The sequence below is a fragment of the Solibacillus sp. genome, from assembly GCF_040273735.1.
Lineage (GTDB): Bacteria > Bacillota > Bacilli > Bacillales_A > Planococcaceae > Solibacillus.
The window spans coordinates 132,413-154,801 of record NZ_JBELZM010000001.1; the positions used below are offsets into that span (position 1 = coordinate 132,413).

Consider the following 22,389-nt stretch of genomic DNA (forward strand, 5'->3'; position numbering starts at 1 on the left):
GGAAAAACAGATGAAGAAAAAGAAAGGTTTAATGCTGTCATCAGTATTTGCTACGGCACTAGTATTAGCAGCTTGTGGAGGCGATGACGAAACAACAACTGAAAAACCAGCTGAAAATACAGATGGCACAAAGACAGAAGAAAATACAAATGACGGCGGTTCTACTGCAGAATCTCCAACACTTCCATCAGAAGTTACAAATGATGGAGAAGCAATTCAAGGTGGTACGTTACAATATGCATTAGTAACAGATTCTCCTTTCCAAGGTGTTTTCTCTTGGGAATTATATGAAGATGCTTATGATGCTGAAATTTTAGGCTTCATGTCAAATGTAATTTTCGATACAGATGGCGACTTCCTTGTAACTGATGAAGGGATTGCGAAGTTAGATGTCGATGCAGATAACAACAAAGTAACAATCACTATCCAGCCTGATGAGGTGAAATGGTCTGATGGAACGCCACTAACAGTTGAAGATATCATTTATCCATATGAAATTATCGGTCATCCGGATTATACAGGTATCCGTTATGATGATGACTTCAAAAACATCATCGGTGCTGCTGAATATAAGGCAGGTAAAGCAGATACAATCTCTGGTATCAAAAAGATCGATGATAAAACAGTTGAAATTTCTATGACTAAAGTTTCGCCGGCTATCTATTCTTTAGGTGACGGTTTATGGGGTTATGCAGCGCCGAAACATGTGCTGAAGGATATTCCAGTTAAGGACTTAATCTCTTCAGATGCTGTACGTAAATCTCCTGTAACTTTAGGACCATTTAAATTAGATAAATTAGTTGACGGTGAATCTGTTCAGTTCGTAGCGAACGAGCATTACTTCAAAGGTAAACCGAAATTAGACAAAGTTGTATTACAAGTTGTCCCTTCATCTTCTATCGGTGAAGCATTACGTACAGGTAAATATGATATGGCTTCTTCATACCCGACGAACCAGTATGATGGCGTAAAAGATCTTGAAAACTTAACAGTATTAGCTCGTCCGGAGTTAGCATACTCTTACCTTGGCTTCAAGCTTGGTAAATGGGATGCAAAAGGAGGAGAGGATAAGACCGGCTTAAACATTACGGATGAAAATGCAAAAATGAATGATGCTAACTTACGTAAGGCAATTGCTTATGCAATGGATATCGAGCAAGTTGGTGAACGTTTCTACCAAGGGTTACGTTCACGTGCAACATCATTAATTCCGCCAGCGTTCGCTTCATTCCATGACAATTCTTTAGAAGGATACAACTATGATCCGGAAAAAGCAAAAGCATTATTAGATGAAGCTGGATACAAAGATGTTGACGGCGACGGAATCCGTGAAGATAAAAACGGTGAAAAGTTCGAAATCCGCATGGCAGGTATGTCAGGTTCTGATACTGACGAAGCAATCGTTGAATACTACCGTCAAAACTGGAAAGATGTTGGTTTAGATGTACAGTTAACAACTGGCCGTTTAATCGAGTTCAACAGCTTCTACGACAAAGTAAAAGCGGATGATCCGGAAATCGATATGTTCATGGCAGCATGGGGTACTGGTACAAACCCATCTCCACTTGGTTTATACGGTGAAGGAGCTTCATTCAACTACAGCCGTTTCGTAACACCGGAATTACAAGCATTATTAGTTGATATCGACTCTAAAGAAGCGGTAGATCCAGAATACCGTGCGGATGCATTCCGTAAGTGGGAAGAGTATATGTTCGAACAAGCAACAACAATTCCGACATACTTCCGTACAGAAATCATTCCGGTTAACAAACGTGTGAAAAACTACAATGCTAACTATGCTAATGATACAATGGATGATTTACAATTACTTGAATTAACAGCTGACGCACCAATTAAATAATATCAGCAACAAAAAAGCCGCTTAGAAATTTTCTAAGCGGTTTTTTCAATGTTTATTTTTTCAATTGCATCACAATCGCTTCATCAGGTGTTACATAAAGCGTTTTTTGTTCGAAATAAATGACAAATCCTGGTTTTGCACCATTCGGTTTTTTCACATGGCGAATTTCCGTATAATCTACCGGCACCGACGAAGAGTCACGTGCTTTAGAGAAATAAGCACTTAATACAGCGGCTTCCGTCAATGTTTGCTCATCGGGGTCTTCCGAATGGATGACAACGTGTGATCCCGGAATATCTTTCGTATGCAGCCATACTTCGTTGCGTTTTCCGATCTTGAATGTCAAATAATCATTTTGTTTATTGTTTTTGCCGACCGAAATTGAAACACCGGAAGATGACACAAATTTTTCCGGTTCAGGTTTTGTCGGTTTCTTTTTCCGTTTTGCCTGGCGGATTCGTAGTAAACCTTGTTCTGCCAGCTCTTCGCGGATTTCTTCAATATCTTTAGTGGAGGCTTGCTGCACTTGCTGAGTAAGCATTTCCAAATAGTTAATGTCTTCCGCTGCTTTTTGCTTCTGTTCCTCAATCATAACTAACGCTGTCTTCGCTTTATTGTACTTTGTGTAATAGCTTTGCGCATTTTCAATCGGTGTTTTCCTTGGGCTAATCGGTATTCTTACTGTTTCGGCGTTTTCGCTGTAATAGTTTTCAACATCTACAAATTCTGCGCCTTTTTCGAAATTATAAAGATTGGCCATCAAAAGCTCACCGTAAAGTTGGAACTGCTCCAGATTTTGAGCTCGTTCATAATCTTTTTGCAGTTTTTTTTGTTTCAGCTTTAATTTATTCAGTTCATTTTGCAGCCAGCGTTCGAGGTCACCGGCTTGCTGTTTCACCCGGTCACGCTTTGCACGGGCAAAAAATACACGATCAAGCAGTTCTCCAAGTGTTTCATAATTTGTAACAGCACCTGATAAATGTGTTAGCGCTGTTGGAGAGAAATAGATTTTTCCTTCCTGCTCAACATAGGTTGGGTTTGCGCTCGTTGCGATTTCGTTCATCAGCTGTCTGCATGCCGGTACAGCATCATTTGTCGTGATGCGGTGCAGCAACTCATTTGCATGCAAAGGAGAGAAACCGGCAAATTGTTCGACAATATCTTTAGTTGTAGGTTGTTTTGAGAAAACCTCTTTCAGCTCTACATCGGATAAACTTGTCAGTGCGATTTTCTGTTGCTGTGGCGGTGCAATATATTGCTGACCGGGTAAAACAGTCCGGTAGCTGTTCATCGATGGCGGCAAATGTTTGATGCTGTCAATAATGACATTATTCTGAGCATCTATTAACAGCAAGTTACTATGACGCCCCATAATTTCGATGACAAGCTTTCGCTTTACAGCATCGCCGATTTCATTTTTACTGTCGATTTCAAAAGTGATCACCCGTTCAAAGCCGTCCTGAACAACAGATGAAATAAAGCCTCCTTCAATATGTTTGCGTAACAGCATACAAAACATAGGCGGGTCTGCCGGATTTTCGATCGATTGATCAGTTATGTGAACGCGGGAATATGAAGGGTGGATAGAAAATAATAGTTTACTGTTTTGGCCTGCTGCACGAATTTGCAATACAACTTCAAGTGCATTCGGCTGATAAATTTTTGTAATACGTCCGGAAGTCAGGCTTTGTAGTTCCTTGCTCATCGAACGAGTAAATAGTCCGTCAAATGCCATCTTTATGCCTCTTTCGTTAAATAAGTCTCTTTGATTGTTTTATCATACCATTTTTTTGATTAAACCTGTAGTTATCGTAATTTACTATATAAGAAGGAAACAAAATGCCATCTTTATATAGGGAGTTGCCGCCCCTCCATTTCAATCAACCTTTTTAAATTTAGAGTCTTTATCTTATTTAAATCCTGATAATTAAAAAGTATTTCATTGCACCATAACTATGATAAAATATATATTTGGATAATAGACGTTAACGCAAAATTGATAACACATATGCTATAATTGAAACAATTAAGTAAAGAAGGATGTGACGAACCTTGGTACGTAGTATGACCGGATTCGGCAGGGGGGTCACAACAACGAAACACTTTCAACTCACTGTTGAAATTCGTGCTGTGAATCATCGTTTTTTAGAAATTAATACAAAGTTTCCAAAAGAATGGATGGAATCTGAAGTAGTAGCAAAAAAAATGTTGTCGGATGCAGTTTCTCGTGGGAAAATAGATGTTATCATTTTTCTAAAGGAGCTCCATGACACTGAACAGACGATTCAAATCAATTGGTCACTGCTCAATGCTTTTCTCCAGGCAAAAAGGGAGTTGTCACAAACGGTTCCGATGGAGGAAAAGTGGACAATGCAGGAAATTGTAAGTTTGGACCAAGTGTTGCAAGTTGAAAAAATTGAGTTCATGCAGGATGAAATTATCGATGCTGTAAAAAATGCTTTGGCAGAAGCGATCCAAAACCTCATTGCGATGCGTGATCGTGAAGGGCAAGGATTGCAGCAAGTGATGCTGCAGTACAAAGCAGACCTGGAAGCGCAAATTGCTGAAATACGGCAATATGCACCGCTGGCAGTTGAAAAATATCGTGAACGTTTAATGAGCCGATTAGAAGAAGTGACAAGCGGTCAATCATTGGACGATCGTTTACTTACGGAAGTTGCGATTTTTGCAGAGCGAATTGATATTACTGAAGAGCTGGACCGTTTAGAGAGCCATTTTAATCAGTTATCCGAAACTTTAGCTGAAAACATTGCGATTGGACGCAAGCTTGATTTCATTATGCAGGAAATGAACCGGGAAATTAATACTATCGGTTCAAAAAATCAGTCTACCCAATGTTCAGCTGCAGTTGTGCAAGCGAAGACGATTTTAGAAAAAATGCGTGAACAAGTTCAAAATATTGAATGATATAAAGGAGTTACTTATGAAAAAACAACGTGGATTATTAATTGTTTTATCTGGTCCATCAGGTGTTGGTAAAGGGACAGTTCGCAAAGAGCTCTTTTCACAGCCTGATACGAATTACGAATATTCGATTTCAATGACAACACGTAATCCTCGCGAAGGAGAAGAAGATGGTGTAGACTATTTCTTTAGAACACGTGAGGAATTCGAAGCGTTAATCGAGCAAGGAGGCTTACTGGAACATGCAGAATTTGTGGGCAATTATTACGGTACACCACTTGCATATGTACAGGAAACGCTAGAAGCTGGACGCGATGTATTTTTGGAAATTGAAGTACAAGGAGCAGCACAAATTCGTGAAAAAGCACCAGATGCGTTGTTTATCTTTTTAGCACCACCAAGCATTTCCGAATTGGAACAACGTTTAGTTGGTCGTGGTACGGAAACAGAAGATGTAATCGCTCGTCGTATTGCTACTGCTCGTGAAGAAGTCGAAATGATGAGTTTATATGATTATGTTGTAGAAAATGACCAAGTTCAAAATGCATGTGATAAAATAAATGCTATCATAGTAGCAGAACACTGTCGTCGTGAACGTGTGGAAAAACGCTATTTGTCAATGTTGAGAGGAGAATGAAACCATGTTATATCCATCAGTAGATAAGTTGAAAAAACAAATCGATTCTAAGTATTCTTTAGTAAGCTTAGCATCAAAACGCGCGCGCCAAATGCAAGAAGAGGGCGGGGAGCACTTAAGCTCATACATTTCTTACAAACCAGTAGGAAAAGCATTGGAAGAAGTAGCTGCCGGAAAGCTTCGCAAAGTTCAACAAGACGCTTCAACTGTTTACGAAGACGAAATCTAGTTGGTAATGTAAAAAGAATACTCCCTGAGTAGAAGCTCCCTAAGAATTTTTCTTTGGGAGCTTATCCTTTGAAAGGACGGTAAAATAATGAAAAAAAACAATATACTATTGTGTGTTTCGGGTGGGATTGCCGTATATAAAGCGGTTGCGTTAGTGAGTAAACTGTCTCAGGCAGGCTTTAATGTAAAAGTAATTATGACAGCTTCTGCACAAAAATTCGTTACCCCTTTAAGCTTCCAAGTGATGTCTAAAAACGACGTGTTTTTTGATACTTTCGATGAAAAAGATTCCAATGTCATTGCCCATATTGATTTGGCGGATTGGGCGGATTTAGTTATCGTAGCTCCTGCAACAGCCAATATGATTGCGAAAATGACACATGGTATGGCTGATGATATGGTGACAACAACTTTACTTGCAACAACTGCACCTGTGTGGGTGGCACCGGCGATGAATGTACATATGTATGAACATCCGGCCGTTTTACGGAATATTGCACAACTTCATGAAGATGGCATCCGCTTTATCGAACCGTCTGAAGGATTTTTGGCATGCGGCTATGTAGGGAAAGGGCGTCTGGAAGAGCCGGAAAAAATTACGGCAATTGTAGAAAAACATTTTCGTGAACAATCGGGAAGCGATGGACAATGAGATTTGCACAAGTAATCGTTGATGTTTCCGCATATCCGGTTGACCGACCTTTCGATTATTTAATACCGGAAGATTGGGAAGAGCTGATTGACATAGGCTGTCGCGTCAAAGTACCATTCGGACCGCGTAATGTGCTTGGATTTGTCGTCGGCATTACAACTGAATCAGACGTACCTGCGGAAAAAATAAAGCCGATCTCGGAAATACTCGATCTGGAATCGATTTTAACCGAGGAAATGCTGAGCTTGGCAAAATGGCTGAAGCACCAAACAATCTGTTACGAAATTGATGCATTGCAAGTAATGCTGCCTGGTGCGTTGCGGGCGAAGTATGAAAAGTATGCCGTCTTGCAAGGCGAAGTGTCCCAATTACCGCAAATGCTGCAAACGTACTTCGAGAAAACTGAAAAAGTAAATCTAGTCCAATTTGAAAAGGCAAACTTATTAAAACCAGTAAAACGGGCAGTAAAAGACGGCCTTCTCAATATTGAAAATCAAGTGAAGCAAAAAGGCCAAGTAAAACAAGTGCGTAAAGTTCAAATATATTCCCGTGAACAAATAGAAGAAGTTATCGGACAAATGGGGAAACGGGCACCGAAGCAGCTTGCGTTAATGGAATGGATGCAGGAGCATGCGGGAGCCGTCGTTTTACCGGAACAAATTTATGAAGCCGTCCAAGTGACAAGCAGTGTATTAAACAGTGTCATTGATAAAGGGGCAGCAGCGTATATACAAGAAGAAGTTTACCGCGACCCGTTTACAAAGGAAGTCGTGAAAACAGACTTTTTACAATTAACAGATGAGCAGGACGTGGCACTGAAAAAAATCACGGAAGCGATAGATGATAAGCGTCAAGAGACTTTTCTACTTCACGGGATTACAGGCAGCGGGAAAACAGAAGTGTATTTGCAGGCGATTCAGCGTACAATCGCAGACGGAAAAGAAGCGATTGTACTCGTACCTGAAATATCCTTAACACCGCAAATGACAGAGCGTTTCAAATCGCGTTTCGGTAATGAAGTAGCGGTTATGCATAGCGGATTGTCGGTCGGTGAAAAATATGATGAATGGCGGAAAGTACAGCAAGGGAAAGTTAAGGTAGTAGTAGGTGCACGGTCAGCTGTTTTTGCACCGTTTAAAAATCTCGGTCTGCTTATATTGGATGAAGAACATGAGTCAACATACAAGCAGGAGGATTCACCCCGCTATCATGCACGGGATGTAGCGATATGGCGCGGAAATTATTATAATTGCCCTGTTATTTTAGGGAGTGCAACACCAGCATTAGAATCGTTTGCACGTGCTAAAAAAGGTGTATATACATTGCTGACATTGTCACAGCGCGCAAAAAACCAGGCATTGCCGTCTGTTCAGATTATCGATATGAGAGAACAGCTTCAGGCAGGAAACCGCTCGATGTTTTCTGAACCGCTTATGGAGGCGTTGCGTGACCGTCTAGATAAAAAAGAACAGACCGTGCTGTTTTTAAACCGCCGCGGCTATTCATCGTTTGTATTGTGCAGGGATTGCGGGACAACAGTGCAATGTCCAAACTGTGATATTTCGTTAACGTATCACCGCTATCAGGAAAAGCTGAAATGCCATTATTGCGGCCATGACGAATATATTCCGGAAACATGTCCGGAATGCCTAAGTGAAAATATCCGTTATTTCGGTACCGGTACGCAAAAGGTGGAAGAAGAAATTTATAAGCTGTTTCCGGAAGCTCGTGTCATGAGGATGGATGTCGATACGACTAAACAAAAAGGAGCACATGAAAAAATGCTCGATGCGTTCGGTCTAGGTGAAGCGGATATTTTGCTGGGTACGCAAATGATCGCAAAAGGGCTTGATTTCCCGAATATTACATTAGTAGGAGTATTGAGTGCCGATACATCGCTTCATTTACCTGACTACCGGGCTGCGGAAAAAACGTTCCAGCTCATGACGCAAGTTAGTGGACGAGCAGGACGCCATAATAAGCTTGGTGAAGTATATATTCAAACGTATACACCGGAGCATTATGCGATCCAGCTGTCTAAAGATCAGCATTATACACCGTTTTATGAACGCGAAATGCATGCAAGACATATTGCCGGATATCCGCCTTATTATTATATTGCGCTTATTCAAGTTTCCCATGAAGACGTCATGTTTGCTGCAGAATATGCAGGACGTGTCGCGGAGTATTTGCGTTCCAATTTATCATTTAATGTTTCCGTTATTGGACCGACAACAGCGAGTATCGCTCGTCTCCAAAATAGATATCGTTATCAATGTTTGATAAAATATAAAGTAGAGCCAAATTTAATTCCGGTTCTTTTACAGCTTATAAAACTGTATCGATCGGAATGGATTAAAAAAGGCATTGTGCTAACAGTTGATTTAGATCCGACAATGATCTAATGCATATAGAAAGAGGTATTAAAATGGCAATTAAAGAAGTTGTGAAAAACCCAGCGAATGTATTATCACAAAAAACGAAAGAAGTTGAAGTGATCGATGAAAAAATCATTCAACTTTTAGATGATTTATATGACACGATGGTAGAAAATGATGGTGTAGGAATTGCTGCACCTCAAATTAATGTTGATTTACGTGTAGCAATCGTAGAATTAGGCGAAGATATTTTAGAAATGATCAATCCGATCGTTATTGAAACACGTGGTGAAGAAGAAGATGTAGAAGGCTGTTTAAGTTTCCCGGACCTGTTTGGAATGGTCAAACGCCCAACTTACGTAAAAATCGAAGCGTCTGACCGTGAAGGACGGATTTATGAACTTGAAGCTGAAGACTTTGAAGCACGTTGTATTTTGCATGAAATCGATCATTTAGAAGGCATTTTATTTGATTCGAAAATGACGCGTGTATTAACAGAGGAAGAAATAGAAGAGCTATACGCGGACGCTGAGGAGGAGTAATCGATGACAAAAATCGTATTTATGGGAACACCTGCCTTTTCAGCGCCTATTTTGCGTATGCTTCATGAAGAAGGCTATGACATTGCAGCGGTTGTGACACAGCCGGACCGTCCGTTTGGTCGTAAAAAAGTATTAACGCCGCCACCTGTGAAAGAGGAAGCGGTACAATTAGGCTTACCGGTTATTCAACCAGAAAAACTGAGAGGTTCACAGGAGCTGGAAGAAATTTTGGCGTTAAATGCCGACCTAGTTGTAACAGCGGCATTTGGACAGATTTTGCCTAAAGAACTGCTTGATGCACCGCGATTAGGCTGTATTAATGTCCATGCTTCCTTATTACCTGCATATCGAGGCGGTGCACCAATTCATCAGGCAATTATTGATGGACAGGCAACAACAGGTGTAACGATTATGTATATGGCGGAAAAACTGGATGCCGGGGATATTATTTCGCAACGGGAAATTGCTATTGAAGATACGGACAATACGGGCACAATGTTTGACAAATTAAGTGCGGTTGGTCGTGAACTATTGAAAGAAACGATGCCATCGATTATCGACGGGACAAATGCCCGCATTCCACAGGATGAATCACTCGTAACATTTGCGCGTAATATTAGTCGCGAACAGGAGTTGATTGATTGGAATAATGAAGCGCGTGCATTGTATAATCAAGTGCGCGGATTACACCCTTGGCCAGTTGCCTATACGACATTTGAAGGGGCCAACTTCAAAGTCTGGGCAGCAAGGGTTGGTGAAACAGCAACAAATGCTGCACCGGGAGAAGTCGTGAAAATCGAAAAAGACCATTTTGAAGTAGCGACAGGAGATGGCGGTACATTAGCGCTGTATGATGTACAACCAGCCGGTAAGAAACGCATGACAGCAGAAGAGTTTTTACGTGGTACGGGCTCGAAATTACAGATTGGGGACCGTTTTGAATGAGTAAAAAGAAACAAGTGATTTGGGACGGTAATGTTCGAGATGCCGCTTTAACGATTTTATTGACGGTCGATAAAAGCCAGGCATACAGCAATTTATTATTACACCAAACAATTGAGAAATATAAAATCGATGCAAAAGACCGTGGTCTGTTAACAGAGCTCACATATGGTACATTGCAGCATAAACTGACACTGGATTATTATCTGGAGCCATTTATTCGCGGTAAAGTGGATATTTGGGTGCGTTGGCTGTTGCGTATGTCGCTCTATCAAATGCAGTATTTAACGCGTATCCCTGCGCACGCTGCTGTAAATGAAGCAGTGGAAATTGCAAAACGCCGCGGCCATAAAGGGATTGCCTCAATGGTGAACGGTATTTTACGTTCGATTTTACGTGAAGGCGTTCGTTCAACCGATCTAATAGAAGATGCAAATGAGCGTCTGGCAGTCGAAACGAGTCATCCGCAGTGGCTGGTCGATCGCTGGGTTGAAAGCTACGGCTATGAAAAAACACGTGAAATGCTTCTTGAAAATAATATTGCACCACTGCAGACAGTACGTGTCAACACGACAAAAGCGACTGTCGAGCAAGTTTTGACAACACTTGAACGCGAAGGTGTAAAAGCGCGCCGCAGTGAATATATACCCGAATGTCTGCATCTTGAAAACGGGCAGGCCGCACGTACAGGAGCTTTCCGGAACGGGCTTATTACAATTCAGGATGAAAGCTCGATGCTTCCTGCAAAAGTACTGAATCCGCAGCCTGGTATGAAAGTACTTGATATGTGTGCAGCACCAGGCGGTAAAACAACACATCTTGCAGAAGTTATGAAAAATGAAGGCTCGATTTTAGCGACCGATCTACATCCGAAAAAATTGGATTTAATCGAGGAAAATGTCGCGCGTCTAGGATTGGATATTATCGAAACAGCCCCTCTCGATGGAAGAAAAGCAGCAAGCTTTTTACAAAAGGAAGGCTATGATGCGATTTTGGTAGACGCACCATGCTCAGGCTTGGGCGTAATGCGACGCAAGCCCGATATTAAATATACGAAGCGAGAAGAAGATTTAGAGAGCCTGCAAACAATCCAGCTTTCGATTTTAAATAATGCAGTCCAGCTATTGAAACAAGACGGACGATTAGTGTATTCAACATGTACAGTAGACCGCAGTGAAAATGAAGGTACGGTACAAGCCTTCTTAAAAGAGCACCCTGAAATGAACTTGGTGCCAATTGAAAATTTACCGACACAACTAGAAGCGAAGCAACAGGACGGGATGCTGCAAGTATTCCCGCAAGATATAGGCAGTGACGGATTTTTCGTAGCTGCATTCGTAAAAAAAGGAGCGTCCAATTAACTAATGGAGCAAGAACAATTAAAACAATTTGATGAACGAATTCAGGATTTAGTGGAAGAAACAGCAGATAAGCCGGTACGTCGTGCGAAAAAGGAAAAGCCTCAGTTAAAACCTTCGATCTATTCATTACGTCTAGATGAAATGAAGGAATGGCTGACAGCAAATGGAGAAAAGGCTTTCCGTGCAGCGCAGATTTATGAATGGCTTTATGAAAAACGTGTCCAAACGTTTGAAGAAATGTCCAACTTACCGAAAGCATTGCGTGAAAAGATGGAAGCAGAGTTTGCATTAACGACACTTTCAACAATTATTAAACAGGAATCAAAAGACGGTACGATTAAATTTTTATTCCAGCTGCAGGACGGCTATTCAATTGAAACAGTATTGATGCGCCATGATTACGGAAATTCAATTTGCGTAACGACACAAGTAGGCTGCCGTATCGGTTGTACATTCTGTGCATCTACGTTAGGTGGCTTGAAGCGTCACTTAATGGCAGGAGAAATTGTCGAGCAGGTCGTAAAAGTACAACAACAGCTTGACGAAACAGAAGAGCGCGTATCATCAATCGTAATTATGGGTATCGGTGAACCGTTTGATAACTATGATGCAATGATGAACTTCCTTAAAATTATGAATGATGACAAAGGATTAAATATCGGTGCCCGTCATATTACGGTTTCGACTTCGGGAATCGTGCCGAAAATTTACGAATTCGCAGATGAAGGTATGCAAATTAACTTTGCGGTTTCTCTACACGCGCCAAACCAAGAGGCCCGTCAAAAATTAATGCCGATTGCTAAAGCATATAAATTAGAAGAATTGATGGAAGCAGTAAAATACTATACGAAGAAAACAGGACGTCGTGTTACATTTGAATATGGTTTAATGTCAGGGCAAAATGATACAGAAGAAGTAGCAATGGAACTGGCGAAGCTGATCAAAAATATTAAATGTCATGTCAACTTAATTCCGATTAACTACGTGCCGGAGCGTGATTATATTCGTACATCACGCAGTAAAATTTTTGCTTTTGAAAGAACGCTTAAGGAGCAGGGGATTAACGTAACAATCCGCCGTGAGCAAGGTGCAGATATTGCAGCTGCATGTGGCCAGTTACGTGCACAGGAACGATCACACGAAACAAAGTAGGTGGACTATAGTGAACTTTACAGTGGAAAGTGATATTGGGTTAAAGCGAAAAATAAATGAAGATCGGGCCGCGTTTTTTGAGCGCCCCGATCATTTTAAGCTTGCGATTTTAGCAGATGGTATGGGTGGTCATAATGCTGGTGATGTAGCGAGTGAAATGGTTATTACCGAAATGCATGCACTCTTTAAACAGGAAAATGCAGATAGTTTTGCAACAAAACAGTTAAAGCTCGAATGGTTGCGTAATGCGGTGTCACATATTAATCAAAAAATATATCATTACTCATTAACACATGAAAATTGCCAAGGTATGGGAACGACAATGATTGCTGTGTTACTTGACAAAAATGATTGCACGATAAGCCATGTCGGCGATAGTCGTGTATACCATATTACAAACGAAACAGTAAAGTTAGTAACAAGAGATCATTCTTATGTAAATATTTTATTGGAAAATGGAGAAATTAGTGAAGAAGAGGCACAAAATCATCCTCAACGGAACTTTATTTTAAAAGCACTCGGTACAGAAATTTCGATTGAACCTGATTTTTATGAAATCTCTTTATCAAATGAGGCCTTTTTACTCATTTGTTCTGATGGGTTAAGTAATAAACTGTCTACAGAGGAAATGGGCAAAATTATTACAAAGCCGGTTTCAATTCAGGAAAAAGGAAAAAAATTAGTTCAAATTGCAAATGATCGTGGTGGAGAAGATAATATTTCCCTTATCCTAATGACAACGGTGCAGGAGGTGTAACAATGCTAGTAGGAAAACATATAAGTGGCCGTTATAAAATTTTAAAATTAATTGGCGGAGGCGGGATGTCAAATGTATATTTGGCACACGACATTATTTTAAGTCGTGACGTCGCAATCAAAATATTGCGTTATGATTTATCAAATGAAGAAGAATTGCACCGTCGTTTCCAGCGTGAAGCATTGTCTGCAACAAGTTTGACTAATCCTAATATCGTAAGCATCTATGATGTTGGCGAAGATGGGGATATGCACTATATTGTCATGGAATACATTAAAGGGAAAACATTAAAACAATACATACAAGAGTTTTCACCTTTATCTGCAGCGCGAAGTGTCCATATTATGAAGCAGCTAACATCGGCGATTGCCCATGCACATGAAAACGGCATAATCCATCGTGACATAAAGCCGCAAAATATATTGATGGATGAAGAAGGCAATGTGAAAATTACTGATTTCGGGATTGCAACATCGCTTGGAGCAACAAGCTTCACTCAAACGAACTCGGTTATCGGAACTGTCCATTATTTATCGCCGGAGCAGGCGCGCGGCGGTGTGGCGACGATGAAGTCCGATATATATGCACTTGGGATTGTCTTTTATGAGCTTTTAACAGGAGAATTGCCATTTTCAGGTGAATCTGCTGTATCCATTGCGTTAAAGCATCTGCAGGCAGAAACACCTTCAGTACGTGAATTCGATGCAAGCATTCCGCAAAGTGTCGAAAATATCGTATTAAAGGCAACAACAAAAGATCAAAACCACCGCTATAGCAATGCAGAAGAGATGGAAGAAGATTTAAATACATGTTTATCATTACAACGGGTGAATGAACCTAAATTTATGCCGCCAGTAGATGATGGGGCGACAAAGCTGATCCCGATTATAAAAGATCCAAAGCCCATTCCTGGACCTGTGCAAGAGCCATCTACAGGTATAACAGAACAAACGGTCCGGATTGATTCAAAACCGCCGGCCGAAGAAGAGACGAAGCCGTCAAAACAAAAAAAGAAAAAGAAAAAATGGCCGCTAATCGTTGGGCTATTAGTTCTTTTAACAATTGGTGCAGTAGTAGCCGCTGTTCTTCTGACTCCAAATAGAGTAGTCGTAGAAGATGTGACTGATATGACAGTTGAAGAAGCCATTCGAATTTTAGAAGAGCAAGGCTTCGTTATTGGAGAACAAGAAGAACGCAACAATGAAGAGATTGAATCGGGAAATATCATTGAAACGAATCCGCAGGCAGGTCGGGAACGTGAGAAAGGCACTACGGTTGATTTGATCGTCAGCATCGGTAAAGAAATGACAAAAATGGAAGATTTCATTGGCAAGCAGCGTGATGACGTAATGGACACTTTAGAAGAATTTAATAGCTATGATTTTAGAGAGGAATATTCTTCAGAGCATGCAGCAGGCGAAATTATCGCTCAAACACCTGAAGCCGGAGAGGAAATTCACGTCAATGAGACGGATGTTGTATTAACAGTTAGCAGAGGACAAGAGCAAGTAACGGTGCGTGACTTGATGGCATTCAACAAAGCAAACCGTTCAGAATATGAAAAAAGCTCAGGTTTTAAAGTAAATGTAACGGGTGAAGAATATTCGGATAAACCGGCCGGTGAAGTAATCAGTCAATCACCAAAAGCAGGCACAAAGCTTGAAAAAGGCAGCACAATTAATGTCGTTATCTCAAAAGGACCAAAAGCAAAACAGGAAAAATTCTATACAAATACAATTGAAATTCCGTACGAGCCTTTTGAAGAAGGGGTGGAACAAGAAGTCTCCATTTACATTCAGGACAAAACACGTACAATGGCAGATCCTGTAGAAACGATAACAATTACTGAAGATACTTTATACACAATTAAGCTGGTTATTGTTGAAGGGGACAAAGCTGCCTACCAGATTGTACGGGATAACAATGTAATTGAAAATAAAACAATTACTTATGAAGAATTGGCGGAATAAGGAGGAATTGGATGGCGCAAGCCCAAATTCGAAAAGCATTAAGCGGTTATTATTATGTTGAAAAAGACGGTGATTTAATTCAATGTCGCGCTCGTGGGATTTTCCGTAATCGCGGAGAATCTCCACTTGTCGGCGATTTTGTGGAATATTCCTATGACGGCGAATCGGATGGTTCAATCGATAAAATTCTTGAACGCCATAATGAGCTCGTTCGGCCTCCGATTGCGAATGTGGATCAGGCCTTACTAGTGTTTTCAGCAAAAGAACCGGATTTTAATACAGTACTGCTCGACCGTTTTTTAGTCGTGCTCGAGTCATTCCATGTGCAGCCGATCATTATTTTAACAAAGATGGATCTATTGAATGATGCCGAACGTGCACATATACAAACATATATTGACGACTATAAGGAAATCGGCTACGACATTATCGAAACTTATATCGATGATCCAACATTGTTGGAAAAAATCGAACCATATTTGCAGGAAAAAACATCGGTTCTTGCAGGACAGTCAGGTGTCGGAAAGTCTACACTGTTAAATACATTGCTTCCTGAACTGGATTTAAAAACAGGTATTATTTCAAAAAGTTTAGGGCGCGGGAAACATACAACACGTCATGTAGAGCTTATTGAAGTATGCGGCGGGCTATTGGCAGATACTCCGGGCTTCAGTTCTTTCGATTTTGAAATGATAGAAAAAGAAGAGCTGACATCTTGTTTACCAGAGTTCGAGAGGGTTAGCGAGAATTGTAAGTTCCGTGGCTGCCTGCATATAAAGGAACCGAAATGTGCAGTAAAACAAGCGGTAGAAACCGGTGAAATCCGTTCGTACCGCTATGAGCATTATGAACAAATTTTACAAGAAATTATTGACCGAAAGCCGAGGTATTAGACATGATTAAAATTGCACCATCAATTTTAGCAGCAGACTTTGCAAAGCTGGGACAAGAGGTAAAAGAAGTAGAAGCAGCAGGAGCGGAATTGATTCATATCGATGTAATGGACGGCCATTTCGTACCGAATATTTCATTCGGTGCGATTGCATTAGAAGCAATTCGCCCCCTTTCTACATTACCGATGGACGTACATTTAATGATTGAAAATCCAGATCAGTACATTGAGCAATTTGCGAAAGCAGGTGCAGACTACATTACGGTCCATGTTGAAGCATGCCGCCATTTGCACCGCACGATTCAGTTAATTCGCTCATTTGGTGTTAAACCGGGTGTTGTATTAAATCCGCATACGCCGATTGAAACGATTCAGCATATTTTGGAAGATGTTGATATGGTGCTGTTTATGACGGTTAACCCAGGCTTTGGCGGGCAAAAGTTCATTGAATCGGTTGTGCCTAAAGTGGAAGCATTATCGAAAATCATTAAAGAACGTGGCCTGAATATCGAAATTGAAATTGATGGCGGAATTAACGCTGAAACAATCGTACCTTGTGCAAAAGCAGGTGCAACGGTTTTTGTTGCTGGTTCTGCTATTTACAGTAAAGAAGATCGCGCACAAGCTTTACAGGAAATTAAACAAGCAGGATTAGCGGCAATTCAGTGATTGTAGCAATCTGCTCAGGCGGCCCCGTTCATGAGGTCGCCTTTTCTTTAACACCGGATATATGGATTGGAGTCGACCGGGGTGCATTATATTTAGTGGATAAAGGTATGCATCCACATAGCATTGTCGGCGATTTTGATTCTATTACAGCGGAGGAATTTGCGCGGATTTCCGAAGCTGTAGAACATGTAGAACAGTTTCAGGCGGAAAAAGATGAGACGGATACAGACTTAGCATTGCTGAAGGCACTTACATACGAGCCGCAGGAAGTCTTTTTGACGGGTGTTACAGGCGGGCGCCTAGATCATTACGAAGCAACTTTAAGGTCTGTTTTTCTTATGCAGCAACAGCATCCTCATATTACTTTTAAAATTATTAATTCTCATAATATCATCCAATTTTTGCTGCCGGGTACACATATTTTGACAGAAGATCATTATACCTATGTATCGTTTTTTGCCTATGGGAAAACTCTTCAGAACGTTACATTGCGTGGGGTTAAATATGAAACGACAGATGAAGTAATTGAGCAGGGTACAACGCGTTTCACAAGCAATGAAATAAAAGGTACAGGGTCTATTTCATTTAGGGAAGGCATATGTTTAATGATAAAGAGTAAAGATTAAGGAGGAACAACGCTGAAAGTATATACATTCCAAATGCCTAAGTGGTTAAGCGGTGTAGCAAGAGGCTGCGTGAAGTTGTTTCGTAGAGATAAAAAAGAAAAATAAGGATCCTGGCTACAGCTCATAGCGATTATGGGCTGTATTTTTTTCTGTTGTTAAGGAAATTATATACTATCGTACTAAGGATAAACTGGAAATAAGTTTTGTCCCCGTCCTGGCAAAAAAATAGAGTACCAGCAATTGCTGATACTCTATACGCGATTATACGCGCTCGATTTTACCTGATTTTAAAGCACGAGCAGAAACCCATACACGTTTTGGCTTACCGTCAACTAAGATACGAACTTTTTGAAGGTTAGCACCCCAAGTACGTTTGTTAGCGTTCATAGCGTGTGAACGGTTGTTGCCTGTACGAGCTTTACGGCCAGTAATTACGCATTGTTTTGGCATTGTAAAATTCCTCCTTACAGCTGAATCTGAAATCTATAATTTCAGTTCGTTATTTCACATACCATAATAATTTAACATACAGAGGCAATGAGTGCAAGACATTTTACATAACCTTTCAAGAAAAAAACCTTTACACCCCTTTTTGCTTAATTGGGATTAAAAACTTCCTGGAAAAGGTAACGTACTATATAAACTAATTATTTGGGGGACGCAATTATGAAAAAATGTATGGTCATCATCAATCCTACTTCAGGAAAAGAAAAGGCAAGTGAGTATGAAAAGAAAATTATCGCACAATTACATAATTATGAAGTTGACGTGAAAGAAACAGCAGGTGAAAAGGATGCAATCCGCTTTGCTAAAATGGCATGCGATGAGAAATATGATGCGGTTATTTTAGTTGGGGGAGACGGTACGGTAAATGAAGGGATCAATGGCATTGCAGAACAGCCTCACCGCCCTGCTGTAGGAATTGTGCCATTGGGAACAGTCAATGATTTTGCCCGTGCATTGGATATCTCGCTTAATCCGGATGAGGCAATTGAGTTACTTGGCGGAAAAACAACAAAGGCTGATATAGGGAAAGTGAATGACCATTATTTCACGAATGTCATTGCGATCGGATTGCTGGCAGAAGCGGTCGGCGATGTGACGGCGGAACAAAAAACAGCCCTTGGCTCGCTCGCTTATTTATTTGAAGGTGTGAAGGCAGCTATTCAAAATGACTCTTATGAAATGGAAGTTAAGGCTGATGGACAAACGTATAAAGAAAATATGATGCTCTTCATCTGTGTATTGACTGATTCAGTCGGAAGCTTCCGCCAACTGAATGAAGATGCCGACAAATCAGACGGCCTGCTGCACGGGTTTATTATTAAAAGTATGAACACACTACAAGTTGTAGGTACAGCTAAAAATCTGCTGACAGGCAACTATGAGGACGACGACAATATTATAAAATTCAATGCACGTGAAATGCATATTAAAGCGAATAAAGCAATTCCGCTGAATGTTGACGGTGATTTAATCAGCCAACTTCCGGCGGAAATCTCCATTTTGCATAATCATATCGAATTTTTCTCTAAATAAAACTCAGTGATACACTTCAAAAATGCTTCTTTGTATAACAACCGGAAATTGTCGAATACTCTAATTAGATTGTGCTAAAAAATTATTATAGTATGATGTTGTTTTGATTAAAAATAAAGAGAAGCTTAATAAGGAGAAATTCAAAATAACGACTTCGGGCTAGACGTAGATGAACGTTTTCTTTTATAATCGACTTTTGTGTAGTACAATATAAATTAGTCAAATAGAGCCAAGGGGGCATTCACTATGTCAGTAGAATTAAATAACGAATTCGGTCATATTGATATATCCAATGATGTTATTGCTCAAATTGCTGGTGGAGCAGCGATTGAATGCTATGGCATTGTAGGCATGGCATCAAAACATCAAATTCGTGATGGTTTAACAGATATTTTACGAAAAGAGAATTTTGCAAAAGGTGTGCTCATTCGCCAAGAAGGTGATGACTTACATATTGATATGTACATTATTGTAAGCTATGGTACGAAAATTTCTGAAATCGCTTATCAAGTACAATCCAAAGTAAAATATACAGTAAATAAAACATTAGGTATGAGCGTTAAATCAGTTAATATTTTTGTTCAAGGCGTTCGTGTTGCGAATGTGTAAGAGGAGGAAATGAATCGAATGAAGTCTTTAGACGGAATAAAATTTGCTGAAATGGTACAAATGGGTGCACATCACCTATACCAAAACGCAGCTTATGTAGATTCGCTAAATGTATTCCCTGTGCCGGATGGTGATACAGGGACAAATATGAATTTATCAATGACATCTGGTGCAGATGAAACAGAAGCCAATGTAAGTGCACATATCGGTAAAACAGCTCAGGCTTTATCCAAAGGCTTACTAATGGGCGCACGCGGAAATTCAGGCGTAATTTTATCGCAGTTATTCCGCGGGTTCGGTAAAGCGATTGAAAAAGAAGCTGAAATCGATGCGAAAGGCTTAGCGAATGCATTTCAGGCTGGTGTAGATACTGCCTATAAAGCCGTTATGAAACCAGTGGAAGGGACAATTCTAACGGTTGCTCGTGAAGCGGCAGCAAAAGGTGTGGAAGTTGCTGAAACAGAAGAAGATATGATTGTCTTGATGGAAGCGTTCATCGAGGAAGCAAAACAATCATTAAACCGTACGCCGGATCTTTTACCTGTATTAAAAGAAGTAGGCGTTGTTGATAGCGGCGGCCAAGGATTGCTGTTCGTTTATGAAGGATTCCTTGCTTCCATGAAAGGCGAGCCACTACCGGAAAAAAATGAATCTTCACTGGACGATCTAATTAATGCAGAACATCACCGTGTACAAGACTTCATGGACACATCTGACATTGAATTTGGATACTGTACAGAAATCATGGTGCGTTTCGAGGATGATAAATCACCATTTGATGAAGAACAGTTCCGCCAAGAATTGAATCCGATGGGCGACTCATTACTGGTAATCTCGGACGATGAAATTGCAAAAGTACATATACACTCTGAAACTCCAGGTGCCGTACTTGCAGCGGGTCAAAAATATGGTAGCTTAATTAAAATTAAAGTAGACAATATGCGTGAACAGCATTCAGCGATTGTCAACGATGCACCACAAACACCTGCGAAACAGCAAAAAACAAAAGTACCATATGCGATTGTAACGATTGCAATGGGTGAAGGTGTATCCAATCTTCTACGCTCAATCGGTGCTTCTTATGTAATTGAAGGCGGACAGACGATGAACCCTTCTACTGAAGATATCGTAAAAGCAGTAAAAGAGATTGGTGCAGAGCGTGTACTAATTTTACCGAACAACAAAAATATCATTATGGCGGCAGAGCAAGCAGCTGAACTTCTGGAAATAGAAGCAGCGGTTGTGCCGACAAAAACGATCCCTCAAGGAATGGCAGCTATTTTAGCATTCAATCCTGCTGAGCCGGTTGAAACGAATAAGACAAACATGACACAAGGCTTTGCACATGTGAAGACAGGTCAAGTAACATTTGCAGTACGTGATACATCGATCGACGGTGTTGAAATCCGCAAAGATGATTATATGGCATTAGCTGAAGGTAAAATTATTTTATCGACTCCTGAAATGATGGATGCAGCGAAAAAAGTGCTTGAAGGATTAATGGATGAAGATTCAGAAATCATCACAATCATTTATGGTGAAGATGCAACAGCAGAACAAGCCGGTGAATTACAAAACTTCATCGAAGAAAATTATCCGGATGCTGAAGTGGAAATTGTTGAAGGTAAGCAATCCCTGTATCCGTTCATTTTATCTGTAGAATAAAATCAATAGTGAAAGCAGTGTGTACATTCATGTATGCACTGCTTTCATTATGTTTAAGTGGAGTGTCGCGGGGTCGATCTGAAGATAATTAAGCGAGTTTTCCCTGTTATTCGATAGTGTGGTCTATTTAGTGGAATTGAAAGTAATATTTTTCCATCAGTTCATCCATCCTACCGCTTATAAATCGGCGTAAACTTATGGAGTATAATCCTCAATTTGGTTAATACTCTGTTTTTACAACAAGAAGTTTGTTAATTGCAGAAAAAATGAGTACACTAGTAGTAAATGAAAGTATGAAAGAATATGGGGGGATAACTTTATGAAATTTACATCAGTTTTTGATATTATTGGACCTGTTATGATTGGTCCGTCCTCTTCACATACAGCAGGCGCAGCACGAATTGGACGTGTTGCACGCGATTTGTTTGGACGTCAGCCGAAATGGGCTAAAATTTATTTATACGGTTCTTTTGCCGAAACATATCGCGGTCATGGTACGGACGTGGCGATTGTCGGTGGATTACTAGATTATGATACGGATGATGAACGGATTAAAACTTCTTTTGCGGAAGCAGAAAAAGCAGGCTTGAAATTTGAGTTTATTCCGGAAACAGCTAATAAAGAGCATCCGAATACCGCGCGCATTTTAATGGGTGATGACGAATCAGAAATGAGCGTTGAAGGCATTTCAATCGGCGGTGGTAAAATCGAAATTAGTGAAGTGAATGGATTTAAGCTGCGTCTGACAGGCGGTATGCCGGCAATTTTAGTTGTGCATGATGACCGTGCAGGTTGTATTGCAAACGTGGCGAACTGTTTAGCCATGCATGATGTTAATATTGGACATATGGAAGTATCGCGTATTGAACGTGGTTTAACCGCTTTAATGGTAATTGAAGTCGATCAAAACATTGATCAGCGTCTATTAGAGCAAATTTCATATATTCCACATATTACGAAAGTATCGAAAATTAATAACTAAGG

General features: G+C 40.4%; 20 protein-coding genes and 1 pseudogene. 19 read left to right on the forward strand and 2 right to left on the reverse strand.

All coding sequences use genetic code 11. The annotated features are described in order from the left end of the window. Positions 1–10 precede the first annotated feature (10 nt). A complete protein-coding gene (locus ABS917_RS00665) occupies positions 11–1,861 on the forward strand; it encodes an oligopeptide ABC transporter substrate-binding protein (RefSeq protein ID WP_350477216.1) in 1,851 nt (616 codons plus the stop codon). Positions 1,862–1,913: 52 nt separating this feature from the next. Here ABS917_RS00665 and ABS917_RS00670 read toward each other — a convergent pair whose 3' ends face one another. Then, positions 1,914–3,596 (reverse strand): Rqc2 family fibronectin-binding protein, encoded by a 1,683-nt coding sequence (locus ABS917_RS00670; protein ID WP_350477217.1) that lies wholly within the window; start codon positions 3,594–3,596, stop codon positions 1,914–1,916. A gap of 317 nt (positions 3,597–3,913) precedes the next feature. On the opposite strand from ABS917_RS00670, the gene ABS917_RS00675 reads away from it, so the two are divergent. The 14 genes and pseudogenes from ABS917_RS00675 to ABS917_RS00740 all read left to right on the forward strand — a co-directional run bounded on the left by ABS917_RS00675 (position 3,914) and on the right by ABS917_RS00740 (position 17,592). Beyond that, positions 3,914–4,789, forward strand: coding sequence for a YicC/YloC family endoribonuclease (locus ABS917_RS00675; protein ID WP_350477218.1), 876 nt, complete (start codon positions 3,914–3,916; stop codon positions 4,787–4,789). A gap of 16 nt (positions 4,790–4,805) precedes the next feature. Next, positions 4,806–5,423: a guanylate kinase gene (gene gmk / locus ABS917_RS00680; protein ID WP_350477219.1), complete on the forward strand. Its 618-nt coding sequence runs from the start codon at positions 4,806–4,808 to the stop codon at positions 5,421–5,423. A gap of 4 nt (positions 5,424–5,427) precedes the next feature. Continuing rightward, complete coding sequence (gene rpoZ / locus ABS917_RS00685) at positions 5,428–5,652, forward strand: DNA-directed RNA polymerase subunit omega (RefSeq protein ID WP_350477220.1); 225 nt, start codon at positions 5,428–5,430, stop codon at positions 5,650–5,652. Between the two features lie 87 nt (positions 5,653–5,739). Then, a pseudogene (gene coaBC, locus ABS917_RS00690) lies at positions 5,740–6,285 on the forward strand (bifunctional phosphopantothenoylcysteine decarboxylase/phosphopantothenate--cysteine ligase CoaBC); the annotation flags it as partial. 14 nt (positions 6,286–6,299) lie between these two features. Next, on the forward strand, positions 6,300–8,708 hold the full coding sequence (gene priA, locus ABS917_RS00695; RefSeq protein WP_350477221.1) for a primosomal protein N': 2,409 nt from the start codon (positions 6,300–6,302) through the stop codon (positions 8,706–8,708). A gap of 23 nt (positions 8,709–8,731) precedes the next feature. Then, a complete protein-coding gene (gene def / locus ABS917_RS00700; protein ID WP_350477222.1) occupies positions 8,732–9,223 on the forward strand; it encodes a peptide deformylase in 492 nt (163 codons plus the stop codon). A 3-nt stretch (positions 9,224–9,226) separates the two neighbouring features. Further along, positions 9,227–10,168, forward strand: a complete 942-nt coding sequence (fmt, locus tag ABS917_RS00705; protein WP_350477223.1) for a methionyl-tRNA formyltransferase — start codon at positions 9,227–9,229, stop codon at positions 10,166–10,168. Next, entirely contained in the window at positions 10,165–11,526 is a 1,362-nt protein-coding gene (gene rsmB, locus ABS917_RS00710; protein WP_350477224.1) for a 16S rRNA (cytosine(967)-C(5))-methyltransferase RsmB, read from the forward strand. The genes fmt and rsmB overlap by 4 nt, the downstream gene beginning before the upstream one ends. 3 nt (positions 11,527–11,529) lie before the next feature. Beyond that, positions 11,530–12,678, forward strand: a complete 1,149-nt coding sequence (gene rlmN / locus ABS917_RS00715) for a dual-specificity RNA methyltransferase RlmN (protein WP_350477225.1) — start codon at positions 11,530–11,532, stop codon at positions 12,676–12,678. Positions 12,679–12,688: 10 nt separating this feature from the next. Then, positions 12,689–13,435: a Stp1/IreP family PP2C-type Ser/Thr phosphatase gene (locus tag ABS917_RS00720; protein ID WP_350477226.1), complete on the forward strand. Its 747-nt coding sequence runs from the start codon at positions 12,689–12,691 to the stop codon at positions 13,433–13,435. Positions 13,436–13,437: 2 nt separating this feature from the next. Next, positions 13,438–15,405, forward strand: a complete 1,968-nt coding sequence (gene pknB, locus ABS917_RS00725; RefSeq protein WP_350477227.1) for a Stk1 family PASTA domain-containing Ser/Thr kinase — start codon at positions 13,438–13,440, stop codon at positions 15,403–15,405. Positions 15,406–15,416: 11 nt separating this feature from the next. Beyond that, on the forward strand, positions 15,417–16,298 hold the full coding sequence (gene rsgA / locus ABS917_RS00730) for a ribosome small subunit-dependent GTPase A (RefSeq protein WP_350477228.1): 882 nt from the start codon (positions 15,417–15,419) through the stop codon (positions 16,296–16,298). A 2-nt stretch (positions 16,299–16,300) separates the two neighbouring features. Beyond that, entirely contained in the window at positions 16,301–16,966 is a 666-nt protein-coding gene (rpe, locus tag ABS917_RS00735; protein ID WP_340717597.1) for a ribulose-phosphate 3-epimerase, read from the forward strand. Next, positions 16,963–17,592, forward strand: a complete 630-nt coding sequence (locus ABS917_RS00740) for a thiamine diphosphokinase (RefSeq protein ID WP_350477229.1) — start codon at positions 16,963–16,965, stop codon at positions 17,590–17,592. Before rpe ends, ABS917_RS00740 begins: the two co-directional genes overlap by 4 nt. Positions 17,593–17,853: 261 nt before the next feature. Here ABS917_RS00740 and rpmB read toward each other — a convergent pair whose 3' ends face one another. Continuing rightward, positions 17,854–18,042: a 50S ribosomal protein L28 gene (rpmB, locus tag ABS917_RS00745; RefSeq protein ID WP_004227417.1), complete on the reverse strand. Its 189-nt coding sequence runs from the start codon at positions 18,040–18,042 to the stop codon at positions 17,854–17,856. A gap of 216 nt (positions 18,043–18,258) precedes the next feature. Between rpmB and ABS917_RS00750 the strand changes: the two genes are divergently transcribed. The 4 genes from ABS917_RS00750 (at position 18,259) to sdaAB (ending at position 22,387) form a co-directional block, all read left to right on the forward strand. Continuing rightward, the gene (locus ABS917_RS00750; RefSeq protein ID WP_350477230.1) at positions 18,259–19,131 is read left to right on the forward strand and encodes a diacylglycerol/lipid kinase family protein; all 873 of its coding nucleotides are present in this window, start codon (positions 18,259–18,261) and stop codon (positions 19,129–19,131) included. Positions 19,132–19,377: 246 nt separating this feature from the next. Continuing rightward, complete coding sequence (locus ABS917_RS00755; protein WP_008403339.1) at positions 19,378–19,740, forward strand: Asp23/Gls24 family envelope stress response protein; 363 nt, start codon at positions 19,378–19,380, stop codon at positions 19,738–19,740. Between the two features lie 18 nt (positions 19,741–19,758). Further along, the gene (locus ABS917_RS00760) at positions 19,759–21,405 is read left to right on the forward strand and encodes a DAK2 domain-containing protein (protein WP_350477462.1); all 1,647 of its coding nucleotides are present in this window, start codon (positions 19,759–19,761) and stop codon (positions 21,403–21,405) included. A gap of 319 nt (positions 21,406–21,724) precedes the next feature. Then, a complete protein-coding gene (gene sdaAB, locus ABS917_RS00765) occupies positions 21,725–22,387 on the forward strand; it encodes an L-serine ammonia-lyase, iron-sulfur-dependent subunit beta (protein WP_350477231.1) in 663 nt (220 codons plus the stop codon). The last annotated feature ends 2 nt before the right edge of the window (positions 22,388–22,389 follow it).

Excerpts from the sequence above, each read along its gene's own strand:
- ABS917_RS00665 (WP_350477216.1), top strand. The coding sequence starts at position 11 with ATGAAGAAAAAGAAAGGTTTAATGCTGTCATCAGTATTTGCTACGGCA.
- ABS917_RS00670 (WP_350477217.1), bottom strand. The coding sequence starts at position 3,596 with ATGGCATTTGACGGACTATTTACTCGTTCGATGAGCAAGGAACTACAA.
- gmk (WP_350477219.1), top strand. The coding sequence starts at position 4,806 with ATGAAAAAACAACGTGGATTATTAATTGTTTTATCTGGTCCATCAGGT.
- rpoZ (WP_350477220.1), top strand. The coding sequence starts at position 5,428 with ATGTTATATCCATCAGTAGATAAGTTGAAAAAACAAATCGATTCTAAG.
- priA (WP_350477221.1), top strand. The coding sequence starts at position 6,300 with ATGAGATTTGCACAAGTAATCGTTGATGTTTCCGCATATCCGGTTGAC.
- def (WP_350477222.1), top strand. The coding sequence starts at position 8,732 with ATGGCAATTAAAGAAGTTGTGAAAAACCCAGCGAATGTATTATCACAA.
- fmt (WP_350477223.1), top strand. The coding sequence starts at position 9,227 with ATGACAAAAATCGTATTTATGGGAACACCTGCCTTTTCAGCGCCTATT.
- rsmB (WP_350477224.1), top strand. The coding sequence starts at position 10,165 with ATGAGTAAAAAGAAACAAGTGATTTGGGACGGTAATGTTCGAGATGCC.
- rlmN (WP_350477225.1), top strand. The coding sequence starts at position 11,530 with ATGGAGCAAGAACAATTAAAACAATTTGATGAACGAATTCAGGATTTA.
- pknB (WP_350477227.1), top strand. The coding sequence starts at position 13,438 with ATGCTAGTAGGAAAACATATAAGTGGCCGTTATAAAATTTTAAAATTA.
- rsgA (WP_350477228.1), top strand. The coding sequence starts at position 15,417 with ATGGCGCAAGCCCAAATTCGAAAAGCATTAAGCGGTTATTATTATGTT.
- rpe (WP_340717597.1), top strand. The coding sequence starts at position 16,301 with ATGATTAAAATTGCACCATCAATTTTAGCAGCAGACTTTGCAAAGCTG.
- rpmB (WP_004227417.1), bottom strand. The coding sequence starts at position 18,042 with ATGCCAAAACAATGCGTAATTACTGGCCGTAAAGCTCGTACAGGCAAC.
- ABS917_RS00750 (WP_350477230.1), top strand. The coding sequence starts at position 18,259 with ATGAAAAAATGTATGGTCATCATCAATCCTACTTCAGGAAAAGAAAAG.
- ABS917_RS00755 (WP_008403339.1), top strand. The coding sequence starts at position 19,378 with ATGTCAGTAGAATTAAATAACGAATTCGGTCATATTGATATATCCAAT.
- ABS917_RS00760 (WP_350477462.1), top strand. The coding sequence starts at position 19,759 with ATGAAGTCTTTAGACGGAATAAAATTTGCTGAAATGGTACAAATGGGT.
- sdaAB (WP_350477231.1), top strand. The coding sequence starts at position 21,725 with ATGAAATTTACATCAGTTTTTGATATTATTGGACCTGTTATGATTGGT.